Annotated in this window: 20 protein-coding genes; 12 read left to right on the plus strand and 8 right to left on the minus strand. The window is 65.4% G+C overall.

Features of this window, described 5'->3' with window-relative positions; genetic code table 11:
- Positions 1-8 precede the first annotated feature (8 nt).
- The 4 genes from QGV55_RS18240 (at position 9) to QGV55_RS18255 (ending at position 4,491) form a co-directional block, all read left to right on the plus strand.
- Complete coding sequence (locus QGV55_RS18240; RefSeq protein ID WP_281019211.1) at positions 9-1,028, plus strand: amino acid ABC transporter substrate-binding protein; 1,020 nt, start codon at positions 9-11, stop codon at positions 1,026-1,028.
- Between the two features lie 114 nt (positions 1,029-1,142).
- On the plus strand, positions 1,143-2,360 hold the full coding sequence (locus tag QGV55_RS18245) for an ABC transporter permease subunit (protein ID WP_281019210.1): 1,218 nt from the start codon (positions 1,143-1,145) through the stop codon (positions 2,358-2,360).
- 1 nt (position 2,361) lies between these two features.
- Positions 2,362-3,675 (plus strand): amino acid ABC transporter permease, encoded by a 1,314-nt coding sequence (locus QGV55_RS18250; protein ID WP_281019209.1) that lies wholly within the window; start codon positions 2,362-2,364, stop codon positions 3,673-3,675.
- A 24-nt stretch (positions 3,676-3,699) separates the two neighbouring features.
- Positions 3,700-4,491, plus strand: coding sequence for an amino acid ABC transporter ATP-binding protein (locus tag QGV55_RS18255; protein WP_281019208.1), 792 nt, complete (start codon positions 3,700-3,702; stop codon positions 4,489-4,491).
- Positions 4,492-4,690: 199 nt separating this feature from the next.
- Here QGV55_RS18255 and QGV55_RS18260 read toward each other — a convergent pair whose 3' ends face one another.
- From QGV55_RS18260 to phaR, 3 genes are all read right to left on the minus strand, one after another.
- Positions 4,691-5,788 (minus strand): LLM class flavin-dependent oxidoreductase, encoded by a 1,098-nt coding sequence (locus tag QGV55_RS18260; RefSeq protein ID WP_281019207.1) that lies wholly within the window; start codon positions 5,786-5,788, stop codon positions 4,691-4,693.
- 235 nt (positions 5,789-6,023) lie between these two features.
- The gene (locus QGV55_RS18265) at positions 6,024-6,371 is read right to left on the minus strand and encodes a hypothetical protein (protein WP_281019206.1); all 348 of its coding nucleotides are present in this window, start codon (positions 6,369-6,371) and stop codon (positions 6,024-6,026) included.
- 188 nt (positions 6,372-6,559) lie between these two features.
- Positions 6,560-7,186 carry a polyhydroxyalkanoate synthesis repressor PhaR gene (gene phaR / locus QGV55_RS18270; RefSeq protein ID WP_281019205.1) on the minus strand — a complete coding sequence of 209 codons (627 nt, stop codon included), beginning with the start codon at positions 7,184-7,186 and terminating at the stop codon, positions 6,560-6,562.
- Positions 7,187-7,492: 306 nt separating this feature from the next.
- On the opposite strand from phaR, the gene QGV55_RS18275 reads away from it, so the two are divergent.
- From QGV55_RS18275 to phbB, 3 genes are all read left to right on the plus strand, one after another.
- Positions 7,493-8,773 carry an alpha/beta fold hydrolase gene (locus QGV55_RS18275; RefSeq protein ID WP_281019204.1) on the plus strand — a complete coding sequence of 427 codons (1,281 nt, stop codon included), beginning with the start codon at positions 7,493-7,495 and terminating at the stop codon, positions 8,771-8,773.
- Between the two features lie 212 nt (positions 8,774-8,985).
- Positions 8,986-10,161: an acetyl-CoA C-acetyltransferase gene (locus QGV55_RS18280; protein ID WP_281019203.1), complete on the plus strand. Its 1,176-nt coding sequence runs from the start codon at positions 8,986-8,988 to the stop codon at positions 10,159-10,161.
- A 112-nt stretch (positions 10,162-10,273) separates the two neighbouring features.
- The gene (phbB, locus tag QGV55_RS18285; protein ID WP_281019202.1) at positions 10,274-10,996 is read left to right on the plus strand and encodes an acetoacetyl-CoA reductase; all 723 of its coding nucleotides are present in this window, start codon (positions 10,274-10,276) and stop codon (positions 10,994-10,996) included.
- Between the two features lie 86 nt (positions 10,997-11,082).
- Here the strand turns inward: phbB and QGV55_RS18290 are convergent, their stop codons facing one another.
- The 5 genes from QGV55_RS18290 to QGV55_RS18310 all read right to left on the minus strand — a co-directional run bounded on the left by QGV55_RS18290 (position 11,083) and on the right by QGV55_RS18310 (position 19,793).
- Positions 11,083-13,185, minus strand: a complete 2,103-nt coding sequence (locus QGV55_RS18290; RefSeq protein ID WP_281019201.1) for a hypothetical protein — start codon at positions 13,183-13,185, stop codon at positions 11,083-11,085.
- A gap of 220 nt (positions 13,186-13,405) precedes the next feature.
- A complete protein-coding gene (locus tag QGV55_RS18295) occupies positions 13,406-14,266 on the minus strand; it encodes an OmpA family protein (RefSeq protein WP_281019200.1) in 861 nt (286 codons plus the stop codon).
- Positions 14,267-14,535: 269 nt separating this feature from the next.
- The gene (locus tag QGV55_RS18300; RefSeq protein ID WP_281019199.1) at positions 14,536-15,420 is read right to left on the minus strand and encodes an OmpA family protein; all 885 of its coding nucleotides are present in this window, start codon (positions 15,418-15,420) and stop codon (positions 14,536-14,538) included.
- A 335-nt stretch (positions 15,421-15,755) separates the two neighbouring features.
- Positions 15,756-18,188 carry an FAD-dependent oxidoreductase gene (locus QGV55_RS18305; RefSeq protein ID WP_281019198.1) on the minus strand — a complete coding sequence of 811 codons (2,433 nt, stop codon included), beginning with the start codon at positions 18,186-18,188 and terminating at the stop codon, positions 15,756-15,758.
- Positions 18,189-18,230: 42 nt separating this feature from the next.
- Positions 18,231-19,793, minus strand: coding sequence for a trimethylamine methyltransferase family protein (locus tag QGV55_RS18310; RefSeq protein ID WP_281019197.1), 1,563 nt, complete (start codon positions 19,791-19,793; stop codon positions 18,231-18,233).
- Between the two features lie 501 nt (positions 19,794-20,294).
- Here QGV55_RS18310 and QGV55_RS18315 point away from each other — a divergent pair.
- The 5 genes from QGV55_RS18315 (at position 20,295) to QGV55_RS18335 (ending at position 25,778) form a co-directional block, all read left to right on the plus strand.
- Positions 20,295-21,248 carry a threonine/serine dehydratase gene (locus tag QGV55_RS18315; RefSeq protein WP_281019196.1) on the plus strand — a complete coding sequence of 318 codons (954 nt, stop codon included), beginning with the start codon at positions 20,295-20,297 and terminating at the stop codon, positions 21,246-21,248.
- Between the two features lie 69 nt (positions 21,249-21,317).
- Entirely contained in the window at positions 21,318-22,166 is an 849-nt protein-coding gene (locus QGV55_RS18320; protein ID WP_281019195.1) for a sterol desaturase family protein, read from the plus strand.
- 8 nt (positions 22,167-22,174) lie between these two features.
- A complete protein-coding gene (locus QGV55_RS18325; protein ID WP_281019194.1) occupies positions 22,175-22,849 on the plus strand; it encodes a TIGR04283 family arsenosugar biosynthesis glycosyltransferase in 675 nt (224 codons plus the stop codon).
- Positions 22,846-23,439, plus strand: coding sequence for a TIGR04282 family arsenosugar biosynthesis glycosyltransferase (locus tag QGV55_RS18330; RefSeq protein WP_281019193.1), 594 nt, complete (start codon positions 22,846-22,848; stop codon positions 23,437-23,439). The genes QGV55_RS18325 and QGV55_RS18330 overlap by 4 nt, the downstream gene beginning before the upstream one ends.
- A 32-nt stretch (positions 23,440-23,471) precedes the next feature.
- Positions 23,472-25,778 carry a xanthine dehydrogenase family protein molybdopterin-binding subunit gene (locus QGV55_RS18335; protein ID WP_281019192.1) on the plus strand — a complete coding sequence of 769 codons (2,307 nt, stop codon included), beginning with the start codon at positions 23,472-23,474 and terminating at the stop codon, positions 25,776-25,778.
- Positions 25,779-25,840: the final 62 nt, after the last annotated feature.

Consider the following 25,840-nt stretch of genomic DNA (forward strand, 5'->3'; position numbering starts at 1 on the left):
TTTCCAATATGAAAGTTAAAGGCGCAATCATTGCTGCCGCTGCCGTGATGGCAGTGTCGACAGCGGCGAACGCGGCCACGCTCGACGACGTCAAAGCCAAGGGCTTCGTCCAGTGTGGTGTGTCGACCGGTCTTGCCGGTTTTGCCTTCACGGATGCCAATGGCGTCTGGGACGGCTTTGATGTCACCTTCTGCCGCGCGACGGCTGCGGCCATCTTCGGTGACGCGAATGCCATCAAGTTCACGCCGACCACGGGCAAGACCCGTTTCACGGCGCTGGCTTCCGGTGAGGTCGATATCCTGTATCGCAACACCACCTGGACGCTGAGCCGCGACGTCGACCTGGGTTTCACCTTCACCGGTGTGAACTACTACGACGGTCAGGGCTTCATGGTCCGCAAGAGCCTGGGCGTGAAGTCTGCCAAGGAACTCGACGGCGCCACCGTCTGCATCCAGACCGGCACCACGACCGAGCTGAACCTGGCCGACTTCTTCCGTGCCAATGGCATGAGCTACGAGCCGGTTCCGATCGAGACCAATGCCGAGGCGCAGCAGAAGTACCTGTCCAACGCCTGTGACGTGTACACCACGGACGCTTCCGGTCTGGCCGCGACGCGCGCAACCTTCGAGAAGCCGGGCGAGCATGTGCTGCTGCCGGAGATCATCTCCAAGGAACCGCTGGGTCCGCTGGTTCGCCAGGGTGACGACCAGTGGGCGGACATCAGCGCCTGGGTGCTGAATGCCCTGATCATCGCCGAGGAAAAGGGCGTGACCAAGGCCAACGTCGCCAAGCTGGCTGCGGATGGTTCCGCTGATCCGGAAGTCAACCGCCTGCTGGGCAAGGAAGGCAGCTACGGCGAAATGCTGGGCCTGCCTGCCGACTGGGCCGTGCATGCGATTTCCGCCGGTGGCAACTACGGCGAGATCTTCGAGCGCAATGTGGGCGAAAGCACCGCGATTGGTCTGGCCCGTGGCCTGAACCAGCTCTGGAGCAAGGGCGGCATCCTCTACGCACCGCCGTTCCGTTGATCTGAATATCGGGCGCGTCATCCCAGGGTGACGCGCCCGACTTCTTTCTGACGGGGAGGCGACTGGCCGGACTGTTATTCTGTCCGGCGCCGTAGTACGAGGGGGCTCTGTGCCATGGCCACGATCTCCACTTCCGGAGACACGAATTTCCGTATCGGGATGTTGATCTACGACACCCGTTACCGGTCCTACACCATCCAGATTATTGCTTTGATCGTTTTCATGCTGGCTGCCGCATGGCTGCTGAACAACGTGATCCAGAACCTGGCAGATCTGGGCAAGACATTCGGGTTCAGCTTTCTCGGCGAAACCGCTTCCTACGACATCAACCAGCGCCTCATCGACTATTCGTCGACCTCGACACATGCACGGGCGGCCGTTGTCGGCATTCTGAACACGCTGCTCGTCGCCATTCTGGGCTGTATCACGGCCACCGTCGTCGGCGTGATCGCGGGCGTGCTTCGCCTGTCGAACAACTGGCTGATCGCCCGCCTGATGACGATCTATGTCGAAGGTTTCCGCAACATCCCGGTGCTGATCTGGATCCTGATCACCGTCGCGGTGATCAACGAGACCCTGCCGGCACCGAACCAGTTCCGCGGCGCGGACCCCGATGCCTCACCACTGCTTGGTGGCATGCTGGTCCTGACCAACCGCGGTTTCTACATTCCCGCGCCGGTCATGGGCGACATGTCGATGGCCGTGGTCATCGTCTTCCTGCTCTCCATCGGCGTGATGATCGGTTTCCGACGCTGGGCGAAGAAGCGCCAGGAAGCGACGGGCGAGATCCTGCCGATGTTCCCGATCTCGCTGGCGATCCTGTTCCTGCCGACGATACTGGTCTTCTTCCTTCTCGGGATGCCGATAACGCTCGAGTACCCGGAACTGAAGGGTTTCAACTTCAGGGGCGGCGTCTTCATGCGCGACAGTCTGATCGGCCTCTGGCTGGCGCTGTCGCTCTATACCGGTGCCTTCACGGCGGAAATTGTCCGCTCCGGCATCCTGGCCGTCAGCAAGGGCCAGTCCGAAGCGGCGTTCGCTCTCGGCCTGCGGCCCGGACGGACCATGAACCTGGTGATCCTGCCGCAGGCGCTGCGGGTGATCGTGCCGCCGCTGATCAGCCAGTACCTGAACCTGACCAAGAACTCCTCCCTCGCCATTGCCGTTGGCTACATGGACGCCACCGGCACGCTGGGCGGCATCACGCTGAACCAGACGGGGCGCGAAATGGAGTGTCTGATGCTGCTGATGGGCTTCTATCTGGTGACCTCGCTCAGCATCTCGGTGGTGATGAACTGGTACAATGAACGCGTCAAGCTGAGGGAGAGGTAAGATGAACGACAGCCACAAGCCGTTCGTCGCGGCGGGCGACATTCCGCCGTCTCCGCCGCCCTCCAGCGTGGTCGGTCCTGTCGCATGGATGCGGGAGAACCTGTTCTCCAGCATTCCCAATGCAATCATGACCCTGGTCGGGGCCTTCATCATCTACAGCCTGCTGGCATCGGTCATTCCTTGGCTGTTCCTGGATTCTGTCTGGAACGCCACCTCTCTGGGCAACTGCCGGGAGATCGACGAGGGTGCCTGCCTCGCGGTCATCAAGGAACGCTACCTGCAGTTCATCTATGGCTTCTATCCGGAAGAGGAACGCTGGCGTTCGATCGTGGCCTTCGTGCTGATGATCGTTGCCGTCTGGCCGGTGCTGTTCGCCGGGGCGCCACGCAAGATGCTGTATGTCTCTGCCCTCTACCCGGCCGTCGCCTACTGGCTGATCTGGGGCGGCACGATCTGGGGACCGGTCGGTGTCATGCTTGGCCCGGTCATCGCGATCATTGCCTACCGGATACTGAATCCCGTGCTGCGCGGCACGTCGATGGAGGAGGGGATAGCCGGTATCCTCGCCATTCTGCTTGCGGGTCTCGTGCTCGTCCTGTGGTGGCTGTTCGGCGTCGAGGTCTTCGACGGTATCCTGAGCAGCGTCGTCTTCATCGGGCTGCCGGTTGTTGAATCCAGCAAGATCGGCGGCTTCCTGCTCTCGCTCATCATCGGCGTCAGCGGCATTGCAGGATCGTTCCCGCTGGGCATTGCGCTCGCGCTCGGACGACGCTCCAACCTGCTCTTCATCAAGGCGATGAGCACGGGGTTCATCGAGTTCGTCCGTGGCGTGCCGCTCATCACCCTGCTGTTCGTGGCCTCCACCCTGCTGAACTACTTCCTGCCGCCGGGTACCAGCTTCGACATCATCCTGCGGGTGGTGATCATGGTGACGCTCTTCGCCGCGGCCTACATGGCGGAGGTGATCCGGGGCGGTCTGGCGGCCCTGCCGAAGGGACAGTACGAGGCAGCCGATGCGCTGGGCCTGGACTACTGGAAGTCCATGCGCCTGATCATCCTGCCTCAGGCGCTGAAGATCTCCATTCCGGGCATCGTCAATACCTTCATCGGTCTGTTCAAGGACACGACGCTCGTGTCGGTGATCGGTCTGCTGGATCCGGTGGGTATCCTCAACCCGATCCGCGCCGACCAGAACTGGAACGGCATTGTCTGGGAGCTGTATGGCTTCATCGCCATCTTCTTCTTCATCTTCTGCTTCGGCATGTCCCGCTATTCGATGTATCTGGAGCGCAAGCTTCAGACCGGGCACCGTTGATCGCGTAAAGGAAAGGTCTTACCCATGAGCGAAGTGGCAATTGATCGCGAAGTCGATCGTTCCAAGCTTTCGGTGTCCGACGAAGTGGCCATCGAGATCACCGCGATGAACAAGTGGTACGGTGACTTCCACGTGCTGCGTGACATCAGCCTGACCGTGAACCGGGGGGAGCGGATCGTGGTCTGCGGCCCGTCCGGTTCCGGCAAGTCCACCCTGATCCGCTGCATCAACCGGCTGGAGGAACACCAGAAGGGCACGATCGTCGTGGACGGGATCGAGCTGTCGTCGGATCTGAAGAACATCGACAAGATCCGGTCCGAAGTCGGCATGTGCTTTCAGCACTTCAACCTGTTCCCGCACCTGTCCGTGCTGGACAACTGCACCCTGGCGCCGATCTGGGTCCGCAAGGAACCGCGCAAGGAAGCGGAAGACCGCGCCATGCACTACCTGGAGCGGGTGAAGATCGCCGATCAGGCGCAGAAGTTCCCCGGCCAGCTTTCCGGTGGTCAGCAGCAGCGTGTGGCCATCGCACGCTCGCTCTGCATGAACCCGCGCATCATGCTGTTCGATGAGCCGACATCGGCCCTCGATCCGGAAATGATCAAGGAAGTGCTGGACGTCATGGTCGACCTGGCGGAGACCGGCATGACCATGATCTGCGTCACCCATGAAATGGGCTTTGCCCGTCAGGTGGCGAACCGGGTCATCTTCATGGACCAGGGCCAGATCATCGAGCAGAACGAGCCGGAAGAGTTCTTCAACAATCCGCAGAGCGACCGGACCAAGCTGTTCCTGAGCCAGATCCTCAGCCACTGATACTGATCCGGCGCGGTCGTCCCTGCCGGCGGTCTGTTCCCTCGCGGTGTTCGTTGCCGGACCTGGTCCGGTAGCCGGTGCGGTCGTCTGACGGATCACCCCAAAATAATGACGCGGCCGGATTGCTCCGGCCGCGCCATCCTCCCCTTCCCGGCCTCCTCCCCAGTAGGCCCGGCGGAAAAGCTGGTATTCGCTGCTGTCAGGCGGCGGACCTTGCCAGACGCTCGGCGGCAGGTGCGGCCTTCTTCAGCTCCGGCATGACCTCGCGCGCGAACAGTTCGGCGTTGCGCATCGATTCGTCGTGCGGCATCCCGGCGTAGGAGAAGACACCGTTGAAGCCATCGGCGCCGATGGTGTCAGCGGTCTTCATGATCTTCTCGAGGCACATCTCCGGCGTGCCCCAGACCTGCAGGTTCATGAAGAATTCCGTTGCCGCGTCGGGACCGTTCTTCAGCAGGTTGTCACGGAACTGGGCGTAATATTCATAGCCCTTCATGTTCTGCATGTGCTCGCCGTCGAACTGGTAGTGGTCCATGACCGTCTTCCAGTAGCCACCGATGTACTTCAGCGCCATCTCGTAGGCGCGGTCGCGGTTCTCGTCACAGAACACCCAGCCGCCGGCGATCGGGGCAGGGGCTTCGGCATTGTTCACTTCCCGGTAGATCGTGCGGTATTCGTCCAGTTCCTTGCGCACCGCGGCCCAGGGTTTCTGCGGAATGATCAGGATGCCGACCCCCAGCCGCGCCATGATGCGGGCAGACTCGGGGCTGACCGCGGCGGCATAGGTGCGCCCGCGGAAACTGCCGCGCGGGTTCGGGCGGATCTCGACGCGGGGCTGCCTGTAGTGTTCCCCGTCGAACTCGGCGTAGCCCGTCTCCAGGCTGTCGAGCACCATGGTCGCGGCCTCGACGAAACGTTCCCGGCTTTCCCCCATGTCCAGACGGAAGCCGTCGAACTCGACCTTCCCCGCACCGCGACCGATACCGAGGATGAAACGACCGCCCGACATGTTGTCGAGCATGGAGATCTGTTCGGCCGCCCGCAGCGGGTCATGCCAGGGCAGCACCACCACCATGGAACCGATCTGGATGGTCTTCGAGCGCCCGGCCATGTAGCTGAGGAACATCAGCGGGTCAGGGCACATGGTGTAGTCGGTGAAGTGATGTTCGACCGTCCAGACACTGTCGAAACCCAGGGGCTCCGCCGCCTCCGCCAGGGCCATGTCAGCCTCATAGACCTCCCGGTCCGTGCGTTCCTTGCCCGGGTTCTGGAAGATCACGCCCATACCGACATGCATTGGCCTACTCCTTCGTGTCGTAGTGCTACTCGCGGGTATCCTTGTGCCGGAAACATCCGATTGGGTCAAGTGGTCGCAGTCGAAAATGACGAGATTTTCGGCACAGGGGCGTGCAGGAGCCCAGTTATCCGGCAGTTCGGGATGGCAGTGACCGGGGAATTGCTGCTGAAGGGGCTGACGGGCCGGTCGGGCTGACGGGCCGGTCAGGCGGAGGGGACTGGCCGTCGCGTGATGTTCAGACCCGGAAGGGCTGGCGCAGACCGCCACCGTCGGGGCGCAGGACCATGGCGGACAGGTCACCCGCCGCGCGATAGGCGATCACGGCGTCCGAAGCGCGATCCGCCGTTGCCGCCTGTCCGCCGTCCGTCTGCGCCTGGCGCTGGACTTCATAGAGCAGGCGATGTCCGACGAGACCGGAAAGGGTCGGTACCGGCCAGTGGGCCGCGGTCCCTGATACGGAGTGCGTTGCATCGCGACCCGAAAGCGGATTGGGCGGTGCATCCTGCTGCCCACGGGTATCACTGATCCGTTCGGTCGGGGTGACGGGTCGGTCGGCGGCACTGCCACGGTCCCTCGGCGACACGCCCGCAGCCATCGCGCGCGGGACCAACCCGGTACTGGCGCTGACCCCGTTCACACGCATGTCGGAACCGTGAAAAACTGTCGCATTCCCCAAATATACGGCGATGGGGAAATCTTTACAAATAGTTAATCAGAAATCTTGGTTAATTTCTGTCGAATTTGTTTACAATTTTATTCAAACAGCGGCCATCAGCCCTTTGGCTTCATCATCTTCTCAAGTTGCCGCTGCATGGCATCGAGCTGATCCTTCATCTGCTCGATATCCCCCGGGGTACTGGCGGCCTTTGGCTTCTCGGGCTCCGCCGCTGCCGGCCTGGGCGTGGGTGCTTCGCCGGCGGAGGGTGCCCCGTCCTGCAGCACGGCAAAGGGGTTGAACATGCTCATGGCCTGGTCGAACAGCGCCATGTTGCGCTTCGTGGCCTCCTCGAAATGCAGCAGGGGCGAGCCCAGACTGCCGCCAAAGCGGGTACGCATCTCGTCCTGGTTCTTCGAGAAGGCATCCATCGACATGTCGAGATAGCTGGGCAGCAGGCCCTGCAGACTGTCGCCATAGAAGCTGATGAGCTGGCGGAGGAAGTTCACCGGCAGCACGTTCTGCCCCTTGCCTTCCGCCTCGAAGATGATCTGCGTCAGGACGGAACGGGTGATGTCCTCCCCCGACTTGGCATCGAACACCACGAAATCGATATCGTCGCGCACCATCTCGGCCAGATGGTCCAGCGTCACGTAGGAAGAGGTTGAGGTATTGTAGAGCCGCCGGTTCGCATACTTCTTGATGGTTACCGGACCCTCTCCGGCCTTGTCTCGACGGGACATTCAGCAACTCCGACCAGGTTTGCGCGCCACCCTGACAGGTCAGGACGCGTGGACCTTGAACTATCGCCGTTTCATGCTGCATTGCGCAAGGCGTATTCGCTCTTGCAGCGAAGTCGGATCGGGCTCCGCGATTTCCCGTTCACGGGAAATGCTGTAGATTGGACGTGATGACAGCGCCAGCATCTGATCCCTCTGACCTTGACCGCCTCGCCCGACAGTTCGTCGACCTCTGGCAGGAGCAGGCTGCCCGGGCCTCCGCCGATCCCCGGCTGAGGGAGAGCTGGAAAGCCTTGAGCGGATTCCTGCATGACCGCAACGCCGAACAGCAAGGACCCGGGACCGACCCGCAGGGACCCGGGAACGACACCGCGCCGACGCATCGGACCGCGACCGCTGGCGCTGCATCTGGCGACAGCGGGGGCGACGCTGACCGGGGCGATGGCGGCACTGCCACTGGCGCAGGCGGGCGGGATACCCTGGCACCCTGACATCAGGGACAGGGCCACCGACCTGCTGGCCGCAATGGCCGCCGAGGACGCTACCAGGCTGGGGGGCGCGATCGCCGCCGAATGCGCCCGAAGGATGCAGGCCACCCTGGCGGGCATCGAACAGTACCAGACCCATCCCTGGCACAGGATCGCCGATGACCCGCCCGCGGTCTGGCGGCAGGGTGCGGTGCGGCTGCTCGACTATGGCCTGCCCGACCGGCCGGACGCCCCGGTGGTGATGTTCGTGCCGTCGCAGATCAACCGCGCCTGGGTGCTGGACCTGTTGCCCGGCAACAGCATGCTGCGCTGGCTGGCGGCGGAAGCCGGGCTGCGCCCCCTGCTGCTTGACTGGGGTACGCCGGGGAAGCCGGAACGCCGCTATGATGTTGCCGCCTACCTTGGCGGTCCCCTGTCGTCGGCGCTGGATGCAGCGGTCAGCCTGAATGGCGGCCGGCCGGCCCCCGTCGTCGGCTATTGCATGGGCGGCACCCTTTCCGTCGCCCTTGGCCTGTTGCGCAGCGATGCCGTGTCCGCCCTGGCGCTGCTCGCCTCCCCCTGGGACTTTCATGCGGACCTGAGCCCCCAGGCGGAAGCATTCGCCGCGTCCCTGCCCATGTGGCAGCCGGTGCTGGCGGCCTTCGGCGAGATGCCGATAGACCTGATCCAGGCCTTCTTCGCCGCGCTGGATCCCAACCTGGCGCAACGCAAGTTCGCCCGCTTTGCCGGCATGGATCCGGACAGTGAGAAGGCCCGGCAGTTCGTCGCGCTGGAGGACTGGCTGAACGACGGACCGGCCCTGCCGCCCAGGGTCGCGCATGACTGCCTTGTCGGCTGGTACAACGAGAACCTGCCGGGCACGGGCCGCTGGCGGATCGGCGATACGGCTATACGTCCCGGTGATCTGCCGATGCCGGTGTTCGCCGCCATTCCGGCACAGGACAGGATCGTCCCGCCCGCATCCGCCCGTGGCGCGGTGGCTGACCTGCCGGATGCAACCGTGATCGAGCCGGCAGCGGGGCACATCGGCATGGTCGTCGGCTCCCGCGCCCGGCGCAGCCTCTGGGAGCCGCTCGCCACATGGCTGGGGAAGGTGACATGAGACACTGGCTGCTTCATGTTGCGCCGCAGCAAGAATGCGCCATGGCGGTCGCGACATACCGACACATTAACCAATCCACAGTTGCCGGAACCATGAGGAACCGGCACTCTTTTCGCAATGCAGCAATCTTATGCTGCGTCGCAGCATCGTCTGTATGACGCGACGTGAGGCATGATACGCTGTCCGAGAAACCACCAAGGAGGAAATCCTGAATGTCCGATATCGTCATCGCATCCGCCGCCCGTACGCCGGTCGGCTCCTTCAACGGCGCGTTCGGGTCCGTTCCCGCACATGATCTCGGCACGGTCGCCATCAAGGGCGCGCTGGAGCGTGCCGGGGTGGACGCCGCCGAAGTCTCGGAAGTCATCATGGGTCAGATCCTGACTGCCGGTCAGGGCCAGAACCCCGCCCGCCAGGCCTCGATCAATGCGGGTGTGCCGCAGGAAAGCCCGGCCTGGGGCGTGAACATGCTGTGCGGCTCCGGCCTGCGCACGGTCGCGCTCGGCTGGCAGGCGATCCGCAACGGCGACAGCAAGATCGTCGTCGCCGGTGGCCAGGAAAGCATGTCCATGGCCCCGCACGCGCAGCATCTGCGTGCCGGTGCCCGCATGGGCGACATGAAGTTCATCGACACGATGATCCGCGACGGACTCTGGGATGCCTTCAACGGCTATCACATGGGCAACACGGCGGAGAACATCGCCCAGCAGTGGCAGATCACGCGGGAGCAGCAGGACGAGTTCGCTCTCGCCTCCCAGAACAAGGCCGAGGCGGCGCAGAAGGCCGGCCGGTTCAGCGACGAGATCGTGCCCGTCACCATCAAGGGCCGCAAGGGCGACACGGTGGTTTCGGAGGACGAGTACATCCGCCATGGCGCGACGATGGACATGATGACGAAGCTGCGTCCCGCCTTCACCAAGGATGGTTCCGTGACCGCCGGCAATGCTTCCGGCATCAACGATGGTGCCGGTGCGGTCGTGCTGATGACCGCCGACGAGGCGGCGAAGCGCGGCATCACCCCGATGGCCCGCATCGTTTCCTGGGCCCAGGCCGGTGTCGACCCTGCGATCATGGGCATCGGCCCGGTCCCGGCGACCCGCAGCGCGCTGGAGAAGGCCGGCTGGACCGTCGATGATCTGGACCTCATCGAGGCCAATGAGGCCTTTGCCGCGCAGGCCTGTGCCGTCGGCAAGGAACTGGGCATCGACCCGGAGAAGCTGAACGTCAATGGCGGCGCGATCGCCATCGGCCATCCGATCGGTGCCTCCGGTACCCGCGTCCTCAATACCCTGCTGTTCGAGATGCAGAAGCGTGATGCCAAGAAGGGTCTGGCCACCCTGTGCATCGGCGGCGGCATGGGTATCGCCATGTGCGTCGAGCGCGACTGATCCGAACGCCTGACGAACCGTTCCGACCCGCGACGCGGCCCCGGCGCCGCGGGTCAGGGACGACCGTCGCACCAACCTCCCCCAAGAAGAAGAAACCATGGAGTCCAATCAGATGGCACGAGTTGCACTCGTCACCGGTGGTACGCGCGGTATCGGCGCGGCCATTTCCACCACCCTGCGTGATGCCGGGATCAGCGTTGCCGCGAACTACGCCGGCAATGACGCGGCCGCCAAGGCCTTCACGGCCGAGACCGGCATCCCCGCCTACAAGTTCGACGTCTCCGATTTCGATGCGGTGCATGCTGCCGTGGCGAAGATCACCGCGGAAGTCGGCGACATCGACATCGTGGTCAACAATGCCGGCATCACCCGCGACGGCACCCTGGCGCGCATGAGCAAGGAAGACTGGCAGGCGGTGCTCGACACCAATCTGGGCGGTTGCTTCAACCTGGCCAAGGCGACCTTCGACGGCATGAAGTCCCGCAGCTTCGGCCGCATCGTCAACATCGGCTCCATCAACGGTCAGGCCGGCCAGTACGGTCAGGTGAACTATGCGGCTGCCAAGTCCGGCATTCACGGCTTCACCAAGGCGCTGGCGCAGGAAGGCGCGCGATTCAACATCACCGTCAATGCCATCGCACCGGGCTACATCGACACCGACATGGTTGCTGCGGTTCCCGCCAACGTGCTGGAGAAGATCGTGGCCAAGATTCCGATCGGTCGCCTGGGTCACGCCGACGAGATCGCACGCGGCGTCCTGTTCCTGGTTTCCGACGACGCGACCTTCGTCACCGGTTCCACAATGTCCATCAACGGTGGCCAGCACATGTACTGACGGCCCGACCGGCGTTCAGACACTGTTTCATGCAGGGGGCGGTATCCGGGATGCGGATGCCGCCCTTTCTGTTCGCGGCGCCGGGATCAGGGCGCGGTATGGCGCGCCGAGATGCCCAGGGCTTCAATGATGCTGGCGGGCGGCTGGCGTTGCAGGCCCATGAGCTGGATGATCGGCAGCGGGGTCTGAAGGTCGGTCGAAACCTCAAGCATGCCGCCCTGCGTGATGAAGGCCGCAAGCTGCTGCCCGATGGCGCGGCTGGCATCCGTGCCCATGCTTGCGCCCATCTGCTCCGCCATTGCGCTGAACTGGGTACCGATCATCTCCGCGGTCGCACCGGGGCGTTCGGCGGCCTGTGACTCCAGGAACAACATGCGCAGTCCCTGATCGACGACCGTGAGCTGCGCGCGGGCAAGCCGGGATGACAGGGCGATCATGTTGCGCTGTGGCCCCGGTGTCTGGCGCAGCTTCTCGAAATCGAGCGCCGTCAGGTCGATCTCCACCCGTGACTCGGCCAGATCGGCACCGGAAATCCCGACGGCCAGCGCGCCGGTGTTGTCGGCCAGCCCGGCCCTCAGCGCAATGGCGCCGCCAAGCACCAGGTCCTCCACTCCGTTCGCCTTCAGCATCTGCAGCAGCATGGCCGCCTGGGGCTGTCTGCCGGCGGCGCTGTCCAGCGGTGCCGAGATACCCTCCAGGCGGAAGGCCAGCTCCACCGATGCATCCTCCCCGATCCGCATGCTGTCGATGGCGAAGAGATCCATCCGCACCGGCTTCCCGTCCGGACCAACGGCGTTCAATCCCTCCATGCTGAACGTGCCGAGATCGACCATGGGTACCAGTTCCGCCAGGCTCTTGCCCTCCGCCCAGGCCCGGGCCTTCGCCAGACTGTCCGCCGCCAGGGGCCTGCCGAAGACCGTACGCAGCCACTCCGGCAGCGCCGACAGGTCGCCGATTTCCCCGCGATAGCGTTCGATGCCGCCGCTGACATTGCCCGCGACCTTCTGGGTGATGCCGGAGACCTCGAAGCTGCCGCTCTTCAGGCCAAACATGTCGCTGATCTCCAGCCGCTCCAGTGTCATGGACGAGGCGTCGCCGAAACTGACCTGCATGCCGGTCAGCTCGGCACTGCCGATCCCTGTCCCCAGGTCACGCGCCCGCTCCAAGATGACCAGATAGTCCTCAAGAAAGCCCACAAGAATGCCGAGATCCGGCTTCCCGTCCTCATCCTGCGCCTCCAGAACCTGCATCAGCGACTGCCAGAGGGACAGCAACTGCGGGTCGTAGCGCAGGTCAGACAACTCATAGCGTTCCACAGAGATCCGGACCGGACCCTGCAGCCCCGCCATGCGGGCGACTTCGGGGTCCTGTGCCGCGATCACGCTGGCGGGAAGCTGGAGCATCTCGGACAGGCCGGTCACACTGACCCTGCCCACCTTGCCGGGTTCCCCCTTCCGCCAGTCGGTGAGCGAGAGTTCCTCGAAGCCAAGTTCGACGACGCCGCCGGAGTCGGCGACCGCCGTGGCTGCGAGCCCGGCCAGCATGATGCTGTCCGCGCCCTCATCGCCCCAGCCGGTGACCACCACCGAAGGCAGTGCCACCCGGATCTCCGCGCCCTGCCCGGTATTCTCCACCGCACCCAGATAGGCAGGTGTCGGGGTCATGATCATGTCCCGCAGGCTCAGTGCATCGAAGCCGAGGGAGGTCACGGCGCCGTCCTCCGGACTGAAGGCGACGGCGTTCAGCCCGTCCAGCGTTCCGGCGCCGACCGTACCCAGCGGCTCGCCGTTCGCCTGCCCCTTCAGCGCGACGCCGCCCCAGGTCACCTGGCGCACCAGCGGTGACGCACCGGCGGAGGCGGACCCGGCCTGGAAGGCGGCCTCCAGGGCCGGCCAGTCATATCCATCGACCAGGATGTCCCGCACCGTCACCAGCGCCGTGAACGGTCGACCGTCGGGCCGGGTCAGATCGACCGGCAGCCGCAGTTCCTGCAGCCGCACCTGATCGTTCCAGTAGTCGAGCGACAGCCCCGCATATCCGGCCCCGGTGGCATCCGGCAGGCCCGCGACATGCGCATCCAGCGCGGCGGCGACCTGTCGCTCGACCAGCAGGGGCAGGCCGAAACGACCACCAAGCAGCCCCAGTACCGCAATGAGGAAAAGGCCAATCGCGACTTTCGTGCGGTTCATCGGGCAGCTCCAGCAAGGGGACGAAACGATCACGGCAGCATCACGGCGGCCCATGGCCCGGACCGTGGCACGCGACCCCGCTATCGACGGTCATTGGAGAGGAGCGGACTTCGGATCGCAACGAAAAAAGGGCGCCTGCCATCGCTGGCAGACGCCCTGATCTTCGGTCGTTCCCGACGCCCGGACCCCTGCGGGTCAGCGCCGGAAGCGGGTCAGCCGCTTACTGGCCGCTGACCACCAGAACCGCACGACGGTTCTTGGCGTTCTTCACGCCGTCACCCGTCTTCACGGCAGGCTGGCTCTCGCCGACGCCGGATGCGGTGATGGCAGAGGCTGCAACACCGTTGCTCACCAGGAACTCGACGACCTGACGTGCACGCTGGTTGGACAGCGCCAGATTGTACTGGTCAGAACCGCTGGTATCCGTGTGTGCGGTGACGGAAACAGCTCCGGCCTTGCGCTTGCCAAGGTTGCCGATGACGCTCTGCAGCCGACCCTTGGACAGGTTGGTCAGATTGGCCTGATCAAACCGGAAGTAGATCACCTGTGTCAGGTCAGACATCTTGGCGACCGGCTTCGGTGCCGCGGCAGGTGCCGGGGCCGGCTTCATCTTGGCCATTGCGGCCTCGAAACCATCGCGGCAACGGAAGATGTGCAGCAGCTGCCAGCCTTCTTCCTGTTCCTGGATCCAGCAATCCCACTGGGTCTGGGCCATGGCCAGATCGGCAGGCTGCGACTCGGCATAGCCTTCCGCATACTTCTGCATCAGGCGGACACGGGCCTCGCTCAACTCCGAAACCTTGCCGGCGTCCAGCGCGCGGGAAGCCACGGTGTCGGGCAGCACTTCAAAGCCTGCCGCCGCATCGGCGGACTTGGCGGAGTAATAGGCCGCATCCGCAGAGTCGCCCTCTTCCGCCTCATTGGCGGACAATACCGCGTACATCGGTGCCAACTGCGAATTCAGCGCCGGATACTTCGTGGCGACCTTGCCTGCATTCGGATCCGACGGTGCGTCGGACGCACATGCGGCCAGAATCAGGGCAGCCAGACCGACTCCCCCCAACTTCAGCAATGCATTCATGCCTTGCTCCCTTTCGTTTCTGTCCCTCAGCAGCTGCGGCCCTGCACATTGCAGGATCCGGTGACTGCATCCTTTCAGACCGCAATTCCCATGCCGGGCACTACAGTCGTGATGAAATGTTCAATAGCACATTACATACCAGTACACGGCCTGCATACAACAGCGTTTCCGCGCATGCTGGTACTTCAGGCGACACGAAAACGAGAAAGGGGCGCCCGGATTGATCCGGACGCCCCTCTTCAGGTCACATTCTGTGATTGACCGGCCTGTTACTGGCTGGAAACCACGATCTCGACGCGACGGTTCAGCGGCTCGCGCACACCGTCGGCGGTCTCGACGTCGGTGACGAGCTCGCCCAGGGCAGCCTCATCGATCCGACCGGCGGTGACGCCACTCGCGGCCAGCGCATCCCGGACCGCATCGGCGCGACGCTTGGACAGGGCACGGTTGTACTCGACCGAACCGGCACGGTCCGTGTGACCGGCAACGTCGATCCGGGCATTGGAACGGCGGCGGAACTCGGCCACGGCCTGCTGCAGGACCGGCTGGGCCTCCTGCGTCAGTGCGGCACTGTCAAAGCCGAAGTAGACGGTGAAGCTGATGTTCTCGATCGCCTTCGCCTCGGCCTTCACTTCCGGCTTCGGCGCGCTCACCTGCATCGGACGGTTGATGGTGGCCATCGCCGTCTCGAAACCCTGGCGGCAGCGCTGGATATGCAGCAGCTGATAACCCTCCTGGGCCTCCTGCAGGTAGCAGTCATAGCTCGTCTGTGCGTCGGCCAGGACCAGCGGATGCTTCTCCGGGGCCTCGCCACCCAGCGCGGCCATCAGCTGGCCATGCGCGGATCCGGCAAAGGCACGCTGATCCGCATCCTCGATCGGACGGCTGTTCGGGGCGTCGGGCAGGACCACCAGACCCTGCGCAGCCTGGGCGGCCTTGTTGGCGAAATGCGCCTCGTCGGCCGCGTCAAGCTCCAGCTTCTCCTCGGCAGCCATGGAGGCATAGCGGGACGCCAGGGCGCTGGTGAAGTTCGTGTGCTCGGACATGGCGGGCTTGGCGGAATGGGTTGCCGCAAATGCGCCGGACATGCCGAGCGACAGGGCCATGGCGGTCGCAACAGCGCCGCCTGCGAATTTCGATGTCACGTTGATCATGTTGTCTCGCCTTTTCTCTGAAAGGTGGGTCCCGTTGGAACGCGTTGGCAGCAAACCCGAGCCGCCGATGCGTTGCCGGACTGCTCTGTCCGGCTTGATTGCCATCTGGGACCATCACCATGTCACGTCAGTGACGGCCCTGTGGCCAACGTGTGTCAGACGTTGCTGCGGGGTTACACTTGCCGTGCAATAGGCGCAGCCGCACTCGACCCTCAGTTTCAGTCATATGGGCTGCGGCAGCCCGAATTGCAGCAGTCCCGTGACAGTATGGCTCGCGATCGGGGACGGCCGTCCGGCCCCGTGCAGTCGGCAATGGTGTCAGATTGTGGCAACGGTCAGACGCGCATCCTGGTGCCGGCGGGATCGAACAGGGGTTCCGGACACAGGCTGGCAGATCGGCGTTCGCCGATGATCTCCACCTCGAACGGTGCGTCCGCCATGTCGGCGAAGCCCGCCGGGACATAGCCCTGCGCTACCGACGCACCGCTGTGGTGCGCGTAGCCGCCCGAGGTCACCCAGCCCTGCACCTGACCGTCGATCCAGATCGGCTCGTCCCCGATCACATCGGCGTCGCCTGCCGCGACCTTCAGCGTCACCAGACGCAGCTTCGGCCCCTCATCGCGTTCACGCAGCATCGCGTCGCGACCGATGAAGTCGTTCTTCGATGGTGCCACGAAGCGATCCAGCCCGGCCGCATAGGGGCCATAGATCGGGCGAAACTCCCGCGCCCAGGTGCCGAAGCTCTTCTCCAGCCGCAGCCCGTTCAGCGCCCGCCCGCCGAACAGGGTCAGGCCATGCGCCTCACCCGCCTGCCGCAGCATGCGATAGAGCGTCAGCAGATATTCATGCGCCACCCAGATCTCGAATCCCAGATCACCTGTGAAGGTGATGCGGCCGACCCGGGCCGGTACCAGACCCAGGTCCATCTCCCGGAAATCCATGAAGCGGAAGGCTTCCGGCGACACATCCTCCTCCGTCACCTTTTCCAGCACCGCACGGGCCTGTGGTCCTGCCAGCGAAAGGCCGGTCAGGCCAAGGCCGAGCGGGCGCACGGACACGCTGCCATCATCCGGCAACTGCGCTCCGAACCAGCGCATGTGGTAGTTCTCCGCGACGCCGGAGCCAAAGACATAGAAGCGGTCCTCGGCGGCCCGCGCGACGGTGAAGTCACCGATCAGCCCGCCCTGGCGGTTCAGCATCGGCGACAGGACGATGCGCCCCTGCCGGGGCAGCCGGTTGGCCAGGATGCGGCTGAGCCAGACATCCGCCCCCCGGCCCGTGACCTCGTACTTGGCGAAGTTCGAGATCTCGATCATGCCGACGCCGCTGCGCACCGCCCGGCATTCGGCGGCCACCACATCATGGGCGTTGGAACGCTTGAAGGTCACATCCTCCACCGGGTCCTCGCCCGGTTTCTGGAACCAGAGCGCATGTTCCAGGCCGAAGGAGGCACCGAAGACCGCGTTCTCCGCCTTCAGCGCGTCATGGATGGCGGTGGTGCGCGCCGGGCGGGCCGCCTGCAGCTCCTCGTTGGGGAAGGTGATGGAGAAGCGGCGGGAATAGTTCTCCCGCACCCGCGCATTGGTATAGGCCATGTTGGCGTAGTCGCCGAAACGGCTGACATCCATGGCCCAGATATCGAAACCCGGGTCGCCGTCGATGATCCAGTTGGCCAGCGCCAGCCCGACGCCGCCGCCCTGGCTGAAACCGGCCATCACCGCACAGGCGCACCAGTAGTTCGGCAGGCCCTTCACTGGCCCGACCAGCGGGTTGCCGTCCGGGGCGAAGGTGAAGGGGCCGTTGATGATCTGCTTGATGCCGGCCCGCCCGTAGGCCGGAAAATGCTCGAACCCCAGTTCCAGTGACGGCGCGATGCGGTCGATGTCGGGCTGCAGCAGTTCGTGGCCGAAGTCCCAGGGCGTGTTCTTCGGGCTCCAGGGTCGACAGGCCTTCTCGTAGGTGCCCATCAGCATGCCCTTGCCTTCCTGACGGGTGTAGATCTCGCCGCCGAAGTCGATGGCGTGGATCATCTCCTTGCCGCTGGACTCGTTGAAGGCCACGACCTCCGGCATTTCCTCCGTCAGCAGGTACATGTGCTCCATGGCCAGGACGGGCAGCTCCAGCCCGACCATGCGCCCCACTTCCCGCGCCCAGAGACCACCGGCATTGACCACATGTTCGGCGTTGATGGTGCCCTGCTCCGTCACCACGTCCCAGGTCATGTCCGGGCGCTGGTTCAGTTCGACGACCCGGTTGTGGCGATAGACCTCGGCCCCGTTCAGCCGCGCCGCGCGGGCATAGGCCTGGGTGACACCGGACGGGTCCACATGGCCGTCGACCGCGTCGTACATCGCGCCGACGAAGTACTTCTCCTCCAGCAGGGGAAACAGCTCCTTCGCCTCGCTGACCGAGATCAGTTCCGTGTCCATGCCGAGGTAGCGGCCGCGCGCATGGGCCATCTTCAGCCACTGCATGCGCTCTTCCGTGTCGGCCAGCATGACGCCGCCGGTGACATGCATGCCGCAGTCCTGTCCCGACTGTTCCTGGATCTCCTTGTAGAGACTGATCGTGTAGGCCTGCAGCTTGGAGACGTTGGGATCACCGTTCAGCGTGTGCATGCCGCCCGCCGCATGCCAGGTCGAGCCGGAGGTCAGTTCGGAGCGCTCGATCAGCACCACGTCGGTCCAGCCTGCACGGGTCAGGTGATACAGCACACTGCATCCGACCACACCGCCACCGATCACCGCGACCTTCACATTCGTCTTCATCGTCTGCCTTTCCGTGGACTGTTCCAACTCTCTCCCGCGGGCTCAGAAATCCGTCGGGGCGCCGCCCGCTTCGGTGCGGCGGTCAACATAGGCCTGCAGTTCCTCCGCCGCAGCCGGGTCCATCGGCGGGGCCTCGTAGGACTCCAGGATCTGCCGGTACAGGATCTCGGTCCGGTCATAGGCGGTGGGGCTGTCCGCTTCCTCCCAGCTCTCGTAGTTGCGCCAGTCGGAGACCATCGGCGGGTAGAAGGCGGTGCGATAGCGTTCCTGGGTGTGGGCGCAGCCGAAGAAGTGGCCTCCCGGCCCGACCTCCCGCATCGCGTCCAGTGCCAGGGAATCGCGGTTGACCTCCACCGGTGTCAGGAACTCCGCCACCATCTGCAGGATGTCGGCATCCATGACGAATTTCTCGAAGGAGGTATGCAGTCCCCCCTCCATCCAGCCGAGGCCATGCTTCAGCATGTTGACGCCGCCCATCACCGCGCCCCAGAGGGAGAAGACGGTCTCATAGGCTGCCTGCGCGTCCAGGGTATTGGCGGCGTTCACGTTGGAGGACCGATAGGGCAGGCCATAGCGCCGCGCCAGCTGGCCGCCGATCAGGGCGGTGCGCATCGCCTCCGGCGTGCCGAAGGCAGGCGCCCCGGACTTCATGTCCACGTTGGAGGTGAAGCCGCCATAGACGAAGGGCGCGCCGGGCCTGGTGGTCTGGCTGATGACCAGCCCGGCCAGCGCCTCCGCGTTCTGCTGCACCAGCGCCCCGGCAAGGGTCACCGGTGCCATGGCTCCGGCCAGCGTGAAGGGGGTCAGGCAGATCGCCTGCCCGCGCCGGGCAAGCTGCATCACCCCGTCCAGCATCGGCGTGTCGAAGCGCAGGGGGGAGGAGGTGTTGATGATGGAGATCACGGAGGGTTCGCGGTCCAGCGTCGCATCGTCGATGCCGCGCGCGATCCGCGCCATCTCGATGCCGTCCTGGATCCGCTCCGTCCCCAGGCTGTAGGCATGGATCGCCTTGTCCGACAGCGTCAGCATGTCCTGCAGCGCCACCAGATGCCGGACGGAGGCGTGAACGTCGGTCGGCTCCACGGTATAGCCGCCCCACATGTGGACGGCGTTCAGCATCTGGCCGAGCTTCAGGAACCGCCGGTAGTCCTCCAGATTGCCGGGCCGCCGCCCGCCTGCCCGGTCGGCGCAGTTGGGTGCGCTGGCCGCGGCGCAATAGACGATATGGTCGCCGCCGAAGGTCAGGTCGTGGGCCGGATTGCGGGCATGCAGGGTGAACTGTGACGGCGCCAGACCGATGACGCTCTCGACCAGTTGCCGGTCGAAGCGGACGCGGTCACTGCCCGGATCGACATCCGCGCCAGCGTCCTTCAGCAATGCCTTCGCCTCCGGATGCAGGAAATCCATCCCGATTTCCTGCAGCACGTCCAGAGAGGCCTGATGGATCTGTTCGACCTGATCGTCGGAGACCGCGCGCATCGGCGCATAGATCATGCGCGGCTGGCGAAAGGGCTGCTGCTCCAGCACGGGGGTCTCGTCGCCGCCGCCGCGCCTGCCGCGCCGCCTGCGGCCACCCCCCCGTCCCGTATCTCCGGTCCCTGTCATGGCTGGACTCCCCCGGCGAGCCGTCACTTCGCCTGAATGGCATCCGGCCCGGAGAGAGACTGTCACAGGAGTGGTTGAAGCAAAGAGGACCAATTCCGGCGGTTCATGTTCCAAAAACGGCAGCACGGCGCGACCGTCCAGAGAAAGACATCGATGCGGCCAGAGAAAGGCATTCACGCGGGAGGGGGCAGAAATAGAAAGGGCGACCCGGGGAGGAGTGGGTCGCCCTTTCCGTACATCGAGCCGGGCGCTATTTGGGGAGGAGACGCAACCCGGTGGCTCGAATCTTCAATTCCATATACATCAAAGCGGCGTTGCTGGGGAGCAACAACTGAACAAACAATGGGCAGATCCCACGAGCGCCTGTTCAGGCTTCATTGATGCAGTGCAACAGTTTTTGCTGCACTGCAACGTATATCCGCCCCATGACCCCGAATGTCAAGGGTGGCTTTCCGGTTCGCAGAGGATTATTGCCTGCACCGGCAGCAGGAGGGCAGAAACATGACGGCGGTCACGATCCAGGATATCGAGGCAGCGCAGGCGCGCATGCAGGGCTCCGTGCGGCGCACGCCCATGCTGCGCGTGGCCCCGGCGGTCGGGCTTTCGCTGCCCTGTGACCTGGTGCTGAAGCTGGAGAACCTGCAACTCGCCGGCTCCTTCAAGGCACGGGGCGCGGCCAATACGGCGCTTTCGCTGACGCGGGAACAGTTGCAGCACGGTGTCATCACGGCCTCCGGCGGCAACCACGGGCTCGGCGTTGCTGCGGCTGCGAAGGCGGCGGGGGTGCCTGCCAGCATCCATGTTCCGGTCACCGCAGCACCCGACAAGGTAGCCAGGATGCGTCGTTTTGGCGCAGAAGTCGTGGTGGAAGGCGAAGCCTGGGACGATGCGAATCAGTTGGCACTGGCCCGGGTCGAGGCGGAAGGCCGCGTTTATGTACATCCCTTCGCACAGCCAAGCGTCATCGCGGGCCAGGGCACCGTCGGTCTGGAGATCCTGGAGGACATGCCGGATGTGGAGACCGTGGTGCTGGCGATCGGCGGCGGCGGCCTGATTTCCGGCGTCGCGACAGCGCTGAAGGCCCGGCGCCCCGATATCCGCATCATCGGTGTGGAGCCGGAGGGGGCACCGACGCTCCGCCGCTCGGTCGATGCAGGTGAACTGGTGACGCTGGAACGCATCTCGACCAGGGCGCCGACCCTGGCGCCACGCCGGTCGGCCGAGATCAATCTGGAGATCATCCAGCGCACCGTCGATGACATCGTGCTGGTCAGTGACCCGGAAATGTATGCCGCCGCCGCCTGGCTCTGGGACGAGCTCGGGATCGGTACGGAACTCGCCGCCGCCGCGGGGATGGCCGCCCTGTTCAATGGCCGCTTCCCCGTGCGGGCAGACGAGAAGGTCTGTGTCGTGATCTGCGGCGCGGGCGTCGACGGCTTCGGCACCAGGGACTGAGCAGCGCCCGGGGCCCGGCGGTGAACCTTCCGGGTCACCTTCTCCTCGCGCACATGTCAGCACGCGGGCATGGCGCGCCGTTCCGGTTCGGCCTATCTCTGTGCCATGGATCAGTTTCTTCTGGATAACGAGGCGACGCTGAGGCTTGGCGTCTTCGGCGGCATGCTGCTGGCGATGATCGCGGCCGAGCGGCTGGCGCCCCGTCGCCGGCTGACCCAGGGGCTGGTCGGGCGCTGGTTCAGGAACCTGTCCGTCGTCGTGCTGAACACCCTGGTGCTGCGGCTGAGCTTCTTCTTCCTGCCGACGCTGGCGGTCGGGTTCGCCTTCCTGATGGCGGAGCGGGGGATCGGCCTGTTCAACCTGGTGGATCTGCCGCCGGTGCTGGAGATCGTGGCGGCGGTGCTGCTGCTCGACCTCGCCATCTGGGCGCAGCATGTGGCCTTCCACAAGGTGCCGCTGTTCTGGCGGCTGCATCGGGTGCACCATGCCGACATGGATATCGACGTGACCACCGGCCTCCGGTTTCACCCGGTCGAGATCATCCTGTCGATGGTCTTCAAGTTCGCCGTCATTGCCCTGCTGGGTCCGGCGGCGGTGGCGGTGCTGCTCTTCGAGGTGGTGCTGAACGGGGCTGCCATGTTCAACCACGCCAACCTGCGTCTGCCCGGATGGCTGGACAGGCTGATGCGCCGGATCATCGTCACGCCGGATTTCCACCGGGTGCATCATTCGGTGATCCCGTCGGAGACCGACTCCAACTATGGCTTCAACCTGACGCTCTGGGACCGGCTGTTCGGCACCCTGACACCGCAGCCGCGCGCCGGGCATGACGGCATGGAAATCGGCCTCGCCGACTATCGTGAGGGCCGGCGGCAGGGGCTTGGCTGGATGCTTGCCCTGCCCTTCCGCCGGTCCTGAGCCGGACCGTGCCCGGTCTGAGTGTCATCATCCCCTGCCTCGATGCGGCGCAGACGCTTGGGCCGGTGCTCGACACGGTGCAGGGCGCGCCGGTCAGCGAGACCCTGGTGATCGATGGCGGCTCCACCGACGCCAGCCGGGCGGTTGCGGCGGACCATGGGGCGCGGGTCATCGCGACGGCACGCGGGCGCGGTCATCAGATGCGTGAGGGCGCGGCGGCGGCGGCTGGCCCCTGGCTGCTGTTCCTGCATGCGGACACCCGCCTGGACCCGGCCTGGCGACAGGCCGCCCGCGCCTTCATGGATGATCCGGCCAGTCAGGCCCGCGCGGCCGCGTTCCGGCTGCGCCTCGACAGCGACCGGCACGCGGCCCGGCGGGTGGAGCGGCTGGTGGCCTGGCGCTGCCGCGCGCTTGGCCTGCCCTGGGGGGATCAGGGCCTGCTGATACACGCGGATCTGCTGGCCACGATCGGCGGGTACCCGGAGATGCCGCTGATGGAGGATGTGACACTGGCGCGCCGGATCGGGCGCGGGCGGCTGACCATGCTCGATGCCGATGCCGTCACCTCCGCCGCCCGCTATGAGCGTGACGGCTGGTGGGCGCGCCCGCTGCGCAACGCGGCGCTGCTGACCCTGCATTTCCTGGGGGTTCCGCCCCGCATCCTGCTGCGGCTGTATGGATGAGGCCGCCGGTTGTGATCCTGTTCTGCCGGGTGCCGCGCCTCGGTACGGTGAAGACCCGCCTGGCGCGCGACATCGGCCCGGCGCAGGCGCTGCGGTTCTATCGCGCCACCCTGTGGGCGACACTCCGCACCGCGGGGCAACTGCCGCAGGCCGAAGTCGTCCTCTGCGTGACGCCGGACAGCGCGGTGCGCGCCCGGGACTGGCCTGCCGGGCGGCGGCGGGTACCACAGGGCAGCGGTGATCTGGGGCAACGCATGGCGCGGGCGCTGGACAGGTTCCGGGACCGCGACCGCCTTCTGATCGGCTGTGACATCCCTGATATCCGACCGCACCACCTGCGGCAGGCGCTGGCCGTCGTGCGGCGCAACCACGTCACGTTCGGCCCGGCAACGGACGGCGGCTTCTGGCTCGTCGGCTTGCGGCGCGGCATCCGGTCCCCCGCCCTGTTCCGTGATGTGCGCTGGTCGCACCCGGAAACCCTGGCCGACAGCCTGCGCGGCCTGCCCGGCGCATGGCGGATCGGCACGGCCAGCCGCTTGAATGACGTGGACGATCTGGGGGACTATCGGCGGCAGATGAATCGGCCCTGAGCAGAGAGGCCGTTCCGGGGGGAGAGCACATCATGCGATATGGCATCGGACAGTCCGCCACGCGGGTCGAGGACAAGCGGTTCCTGACCGGCAACGGACGCTATCTGGATGACATCACCCCGTCCGGCTGCCTGCACGGCATCATGGTGCGGTCCCCCGCCGCCCATGCGCGGGTGCGCGACATCGACACCACTGCCGCGCGCGACCTGCCCGGTGTCGTGGCCGTCTATACCGACCGGGACTGGCAGGCGGCGGGACTCGGACCCGTGCCGACACGCCCCGCCATCACCAACATGGACGGGTCCCCCATCTGCAACCCTGCCCGCTGGCCGCTGGCGCGGGGGCGGGTCCGCCATGTCGGTGACGGCATTGCCTTCGTTGTCGCCACCAGCCGAGCCGTGGCCCGGGACGCCGCTGAACTGGTCTCGTTTGATCTGGAGGAACTGCCGGCGGTCATCGATTCCGTTGCCGCCCTGTCGCCGGACGCCCCCGCCGCCCTGCACGAGGAAGCCCCCGACAACCGCAGCTTCACCTGGGAGAAGGGCGAACGCGCCCCGGCGGAGGACGCCCTGGCCACCGCCGCCCATGTGGCCGAGGTGCGCCTGCACAACAACCGCATCGTCATCAACCCGATGGAGACCCGGGGCATCCTGTGCATCTACGACGCAGAGCAGGATTTCTACACCGTCTCCGGCTCGATCCAGAACGTCTTCATGTACCGCACCATGCTGGCGGAGAAGGTCTTCGGCATCCCGGTCGAGCGCATGCGGGTCGTCGCCTATGACGTGGGTGGCGGCTTCGGCGGCAAGAATCAGGTGCAGCCGGAACATCTGCTGACCGTCTTCGCCGCCCGCGAACTGAAGCGCCCGGTGAAATGGGTCGCCGACCGGACAGAAGGCTTCCTGACCGACGGGCAGGGCCGCGACCAGCAGACCCGCGTGCGGCTGGCGCTGGATGCGGACCACCGCTTCACCGCGCTGCATGTGGAGACGACGGTCGATCTCGGTGCCTATGTCTCGACCAACGGCACCGGCGTGCCGACGGGGGCCACGACCTCCGTCATGGGCGGGCCCTATGACATTCCCCATGTCTACAACATCGTCCACGGCGCCTTCACCAACACGGTCCCCACCGATGCCTATCGCGGCGCGGGGCGGCCGGAGGCCTGCTTCCTGCTGGAGCGCGCGGTGGATGTGGCCGCCGCCGACCTTGGCATCGACGCGATGGAGCTGCGGCGGCGGAACTACATCCCGCCCACCGCCATGCCCTACCGCGCATCGCTGGGACACACCATCGACTCCGGTGACTTCCGCGCGCTGCTCGACCGGGCGCTGGAACAGGCCGACGTGGCGGGCTTCGCGGTCCGCGCGGCGCAGAGCGAGGCGCAGGGCAAGGTGCGCGGACTGGGCGTCGCCAGCTATCTGGAGGCGACGCTGGGTGTGCCGACCGAATATGCGCGGCTGGAATTCGACCGGGACGGCATCGTCACCGTCGCCGTCGGCACCCAGTCGAACGGCCAGAGCCACGAGACCACCTTCCCGCAGATCGTGGCGGAGAAGCTTGGTGTGCCCTTCGAGCAGGTGCGGTTCCGCCAGTCCGACACGGACGCCACGCCCATGGGCAACGGGCATGGCGGATCGCGGTCACTGCAACTGGCCGGCAGCGCCATCCTGAATGCGGCAACCAAGCTGGTGGAGAAGGCGAAGGCGCAGGCGGCGGAGATGCTGGAGACGGCGACCGACGATATCGACTTCGCCGACGGCACCTTCCGCGTTGTCGGCACCGACCGGTCGGTGAACTGGGCCGACCTGGCGGCGGCAGCCTTCGACAGCAGCCGCCCGGCGGCGGAACGCGGCCTGTCGGACGAGGATACCTACACCAAGGACGGCACCGCCTATCCCAACGGCTGCCACATCGCGGAGATCGAGATCGATCCGGCGACCGGGGTGCTGACCGTTGCGCGCTATACCGCGCTGGATGACTTCGGACAGATCATCAATCCGATGGTGGTGGCGGGTCAGGTCATGGGCGGGATCATGCAGGGGGTCGGGCAGGCGGTGCTGGAACACACGGTCTACGACCCGGAAAGCGGGCAGTTGCTCAGCGGTTCCTTCATGGACTACTGCATGCCGCGCGCGCTGGACCTGCCGGAAACCGATATCGCCTTCTTCGAGGATGCGCCGACCAAGACGTCACCCATCGGGGCCAAGGGCTGCGGCGAGGCCGGCACCATCGCCGGTCCCCCGGCCATCGCCAGCGCCATCTGCAACGCGCTGGGCCTGAAGCACATCGACATGCCCTACACGCCGGAGAAGATCTGGCGGCTGATGCAGCAATAGTCGGGTCGGTTCGGGAAATCCGACATCTCCTTCCCCCGCAACAGGGGAAGGGGAACGGGCAG

The organism is Minwuia sp. IMCC3009 (assembly GCF_029909415.1).
GTDB lineage: Bacteria > Pseudomonadota > Alphaproteobacteria > Minwuiales > Minwuiaceae > Minwuia.

Bases quoted from the DNA above. Each gene is read 5' to 3' on its own strand.
- QGV55_RS18275 (WP_281019204.1), top strand. From the start codon at position 7,493: ATGACCGCAACGCCGAACAGCAAGGACCCGGGACCGACCCGCAGGGAC.
- QGV55_RS18290 (WP_281019201.1), bottom strand. From the start codon at position 13,185: ATGAACCGCACGAAAGTCGCGATTGGCCTTTTCCTCATTGCGGTACTG.
- QGV55_RS18310 (WP_281019197.1), bottom strand. From the start codon at position 19,793: ATGACAGGGACCGGAGATACGGGACGGGGGGGTGGCCGCAGGCGGCGC.
- QGV55_RS18245 (WP_281019210.1), top strand. From the start codon at position 1,143: ATGGCCACGATCTCCACTTCCGGAGACACGAATTTCCGTATCGGGATG.
- QGV55_RS18295 (WP_281019200.1), bottom strand. From the start codon at position 14,266: ATGAATGCATTGCTGAAGTTGGGGGGAGTCGGTCTGGCTGCCCTGATT.
- QGV55_RS18300 (WP_281019199.1), bottom strand. From the start codon at position 15,420: ATGATCAACGTGACATCGAAATTCGCAGGCGGCGCTGTTGCGACCGCC.
- QGV55_RS18240 (WP_281019211.1), top strand. From the start codon at position 9: ATGAAAGTTAAAGGCGCAATCATTGCTGCCGCTGCCGTGATGGCAGTG.
- phaR (WP_281019205.1), bottom strand. From the start codon at position 7,186: ATGTCCCGTCGAGACAAGGCCGGAGAGGGTCCGGTAACCATCAAGAAG.
- QGV55_RS18335 (WP_281019192.1), top strand. From the start codon at position 23,472: ATGCGATATGGCATCGGACAGTCCGCCACGCGGGTCGAGGACAAGCGG.
- QGV55_RS18255 (WP_281019208.1), top strand. From the start codon at position 3,700: ATGAGCGAAGTGGCAATTGATCGCGAAGTCGATCGTTCCAAGCTTTCG.
- QGV55_RS18280 (WP_281019203.1), top strand. From the start codon at position 8,986: ATGTCCGATATCGTCATCGCATCCGCCGCCCGTACGCCGGTCGGCTCC.
- QGV55_RS18320 (WP_281019195.1), top strand. From the start codon at position 21,318: ATGGCGCGCCGTTCCGGTTCGGCCTATCTCTGTGCCATGGATCAGTTT.
- phbB (WP_281019202.1), top strand. From the start codon at position 10,274: ATGGCACGAGTTGCACTCGTCACCGGTGGTACGCGCGGTATCGGCGCG.
- QGV55_RS18315 (WP_281019196.1), top strand. From the start codon at position 20,295: ATGACGGCGGTCACGATCCAGGATATCGAGGCAGCGCAGGCGCGCATG.
- QGV55_RS18330 (WP_281019193.1), top strand. From the start codon at position 22,846: ATGAGGCCGCCGGTTGTGATCCTGTTCTGCCGGGTGCCGCGCCTCGGT.
- QGV55_RS18305 (WP_281019198.1), bottom strand. From the start codon at position 18,188: ATGAAGACGAATGTGAAGGTCGCGGTGATCGGTGGCGGTGTGGTCGGA.
- QGV55_RS18260 (WP_281019207.1), bottom strand. From the start codon at position 5,788: ATGCATGTCGGTATGGGCGTGATCTTCCAGAACCCGGGCAAGGAACGC.
- QGV55_RS18250 (WP_281019209.1), top strand. From the start codon at position 2,362: ATGAACGACAGCCACAAGCCGTTCGTCGCGGCGGGCGACATTCCGCCG.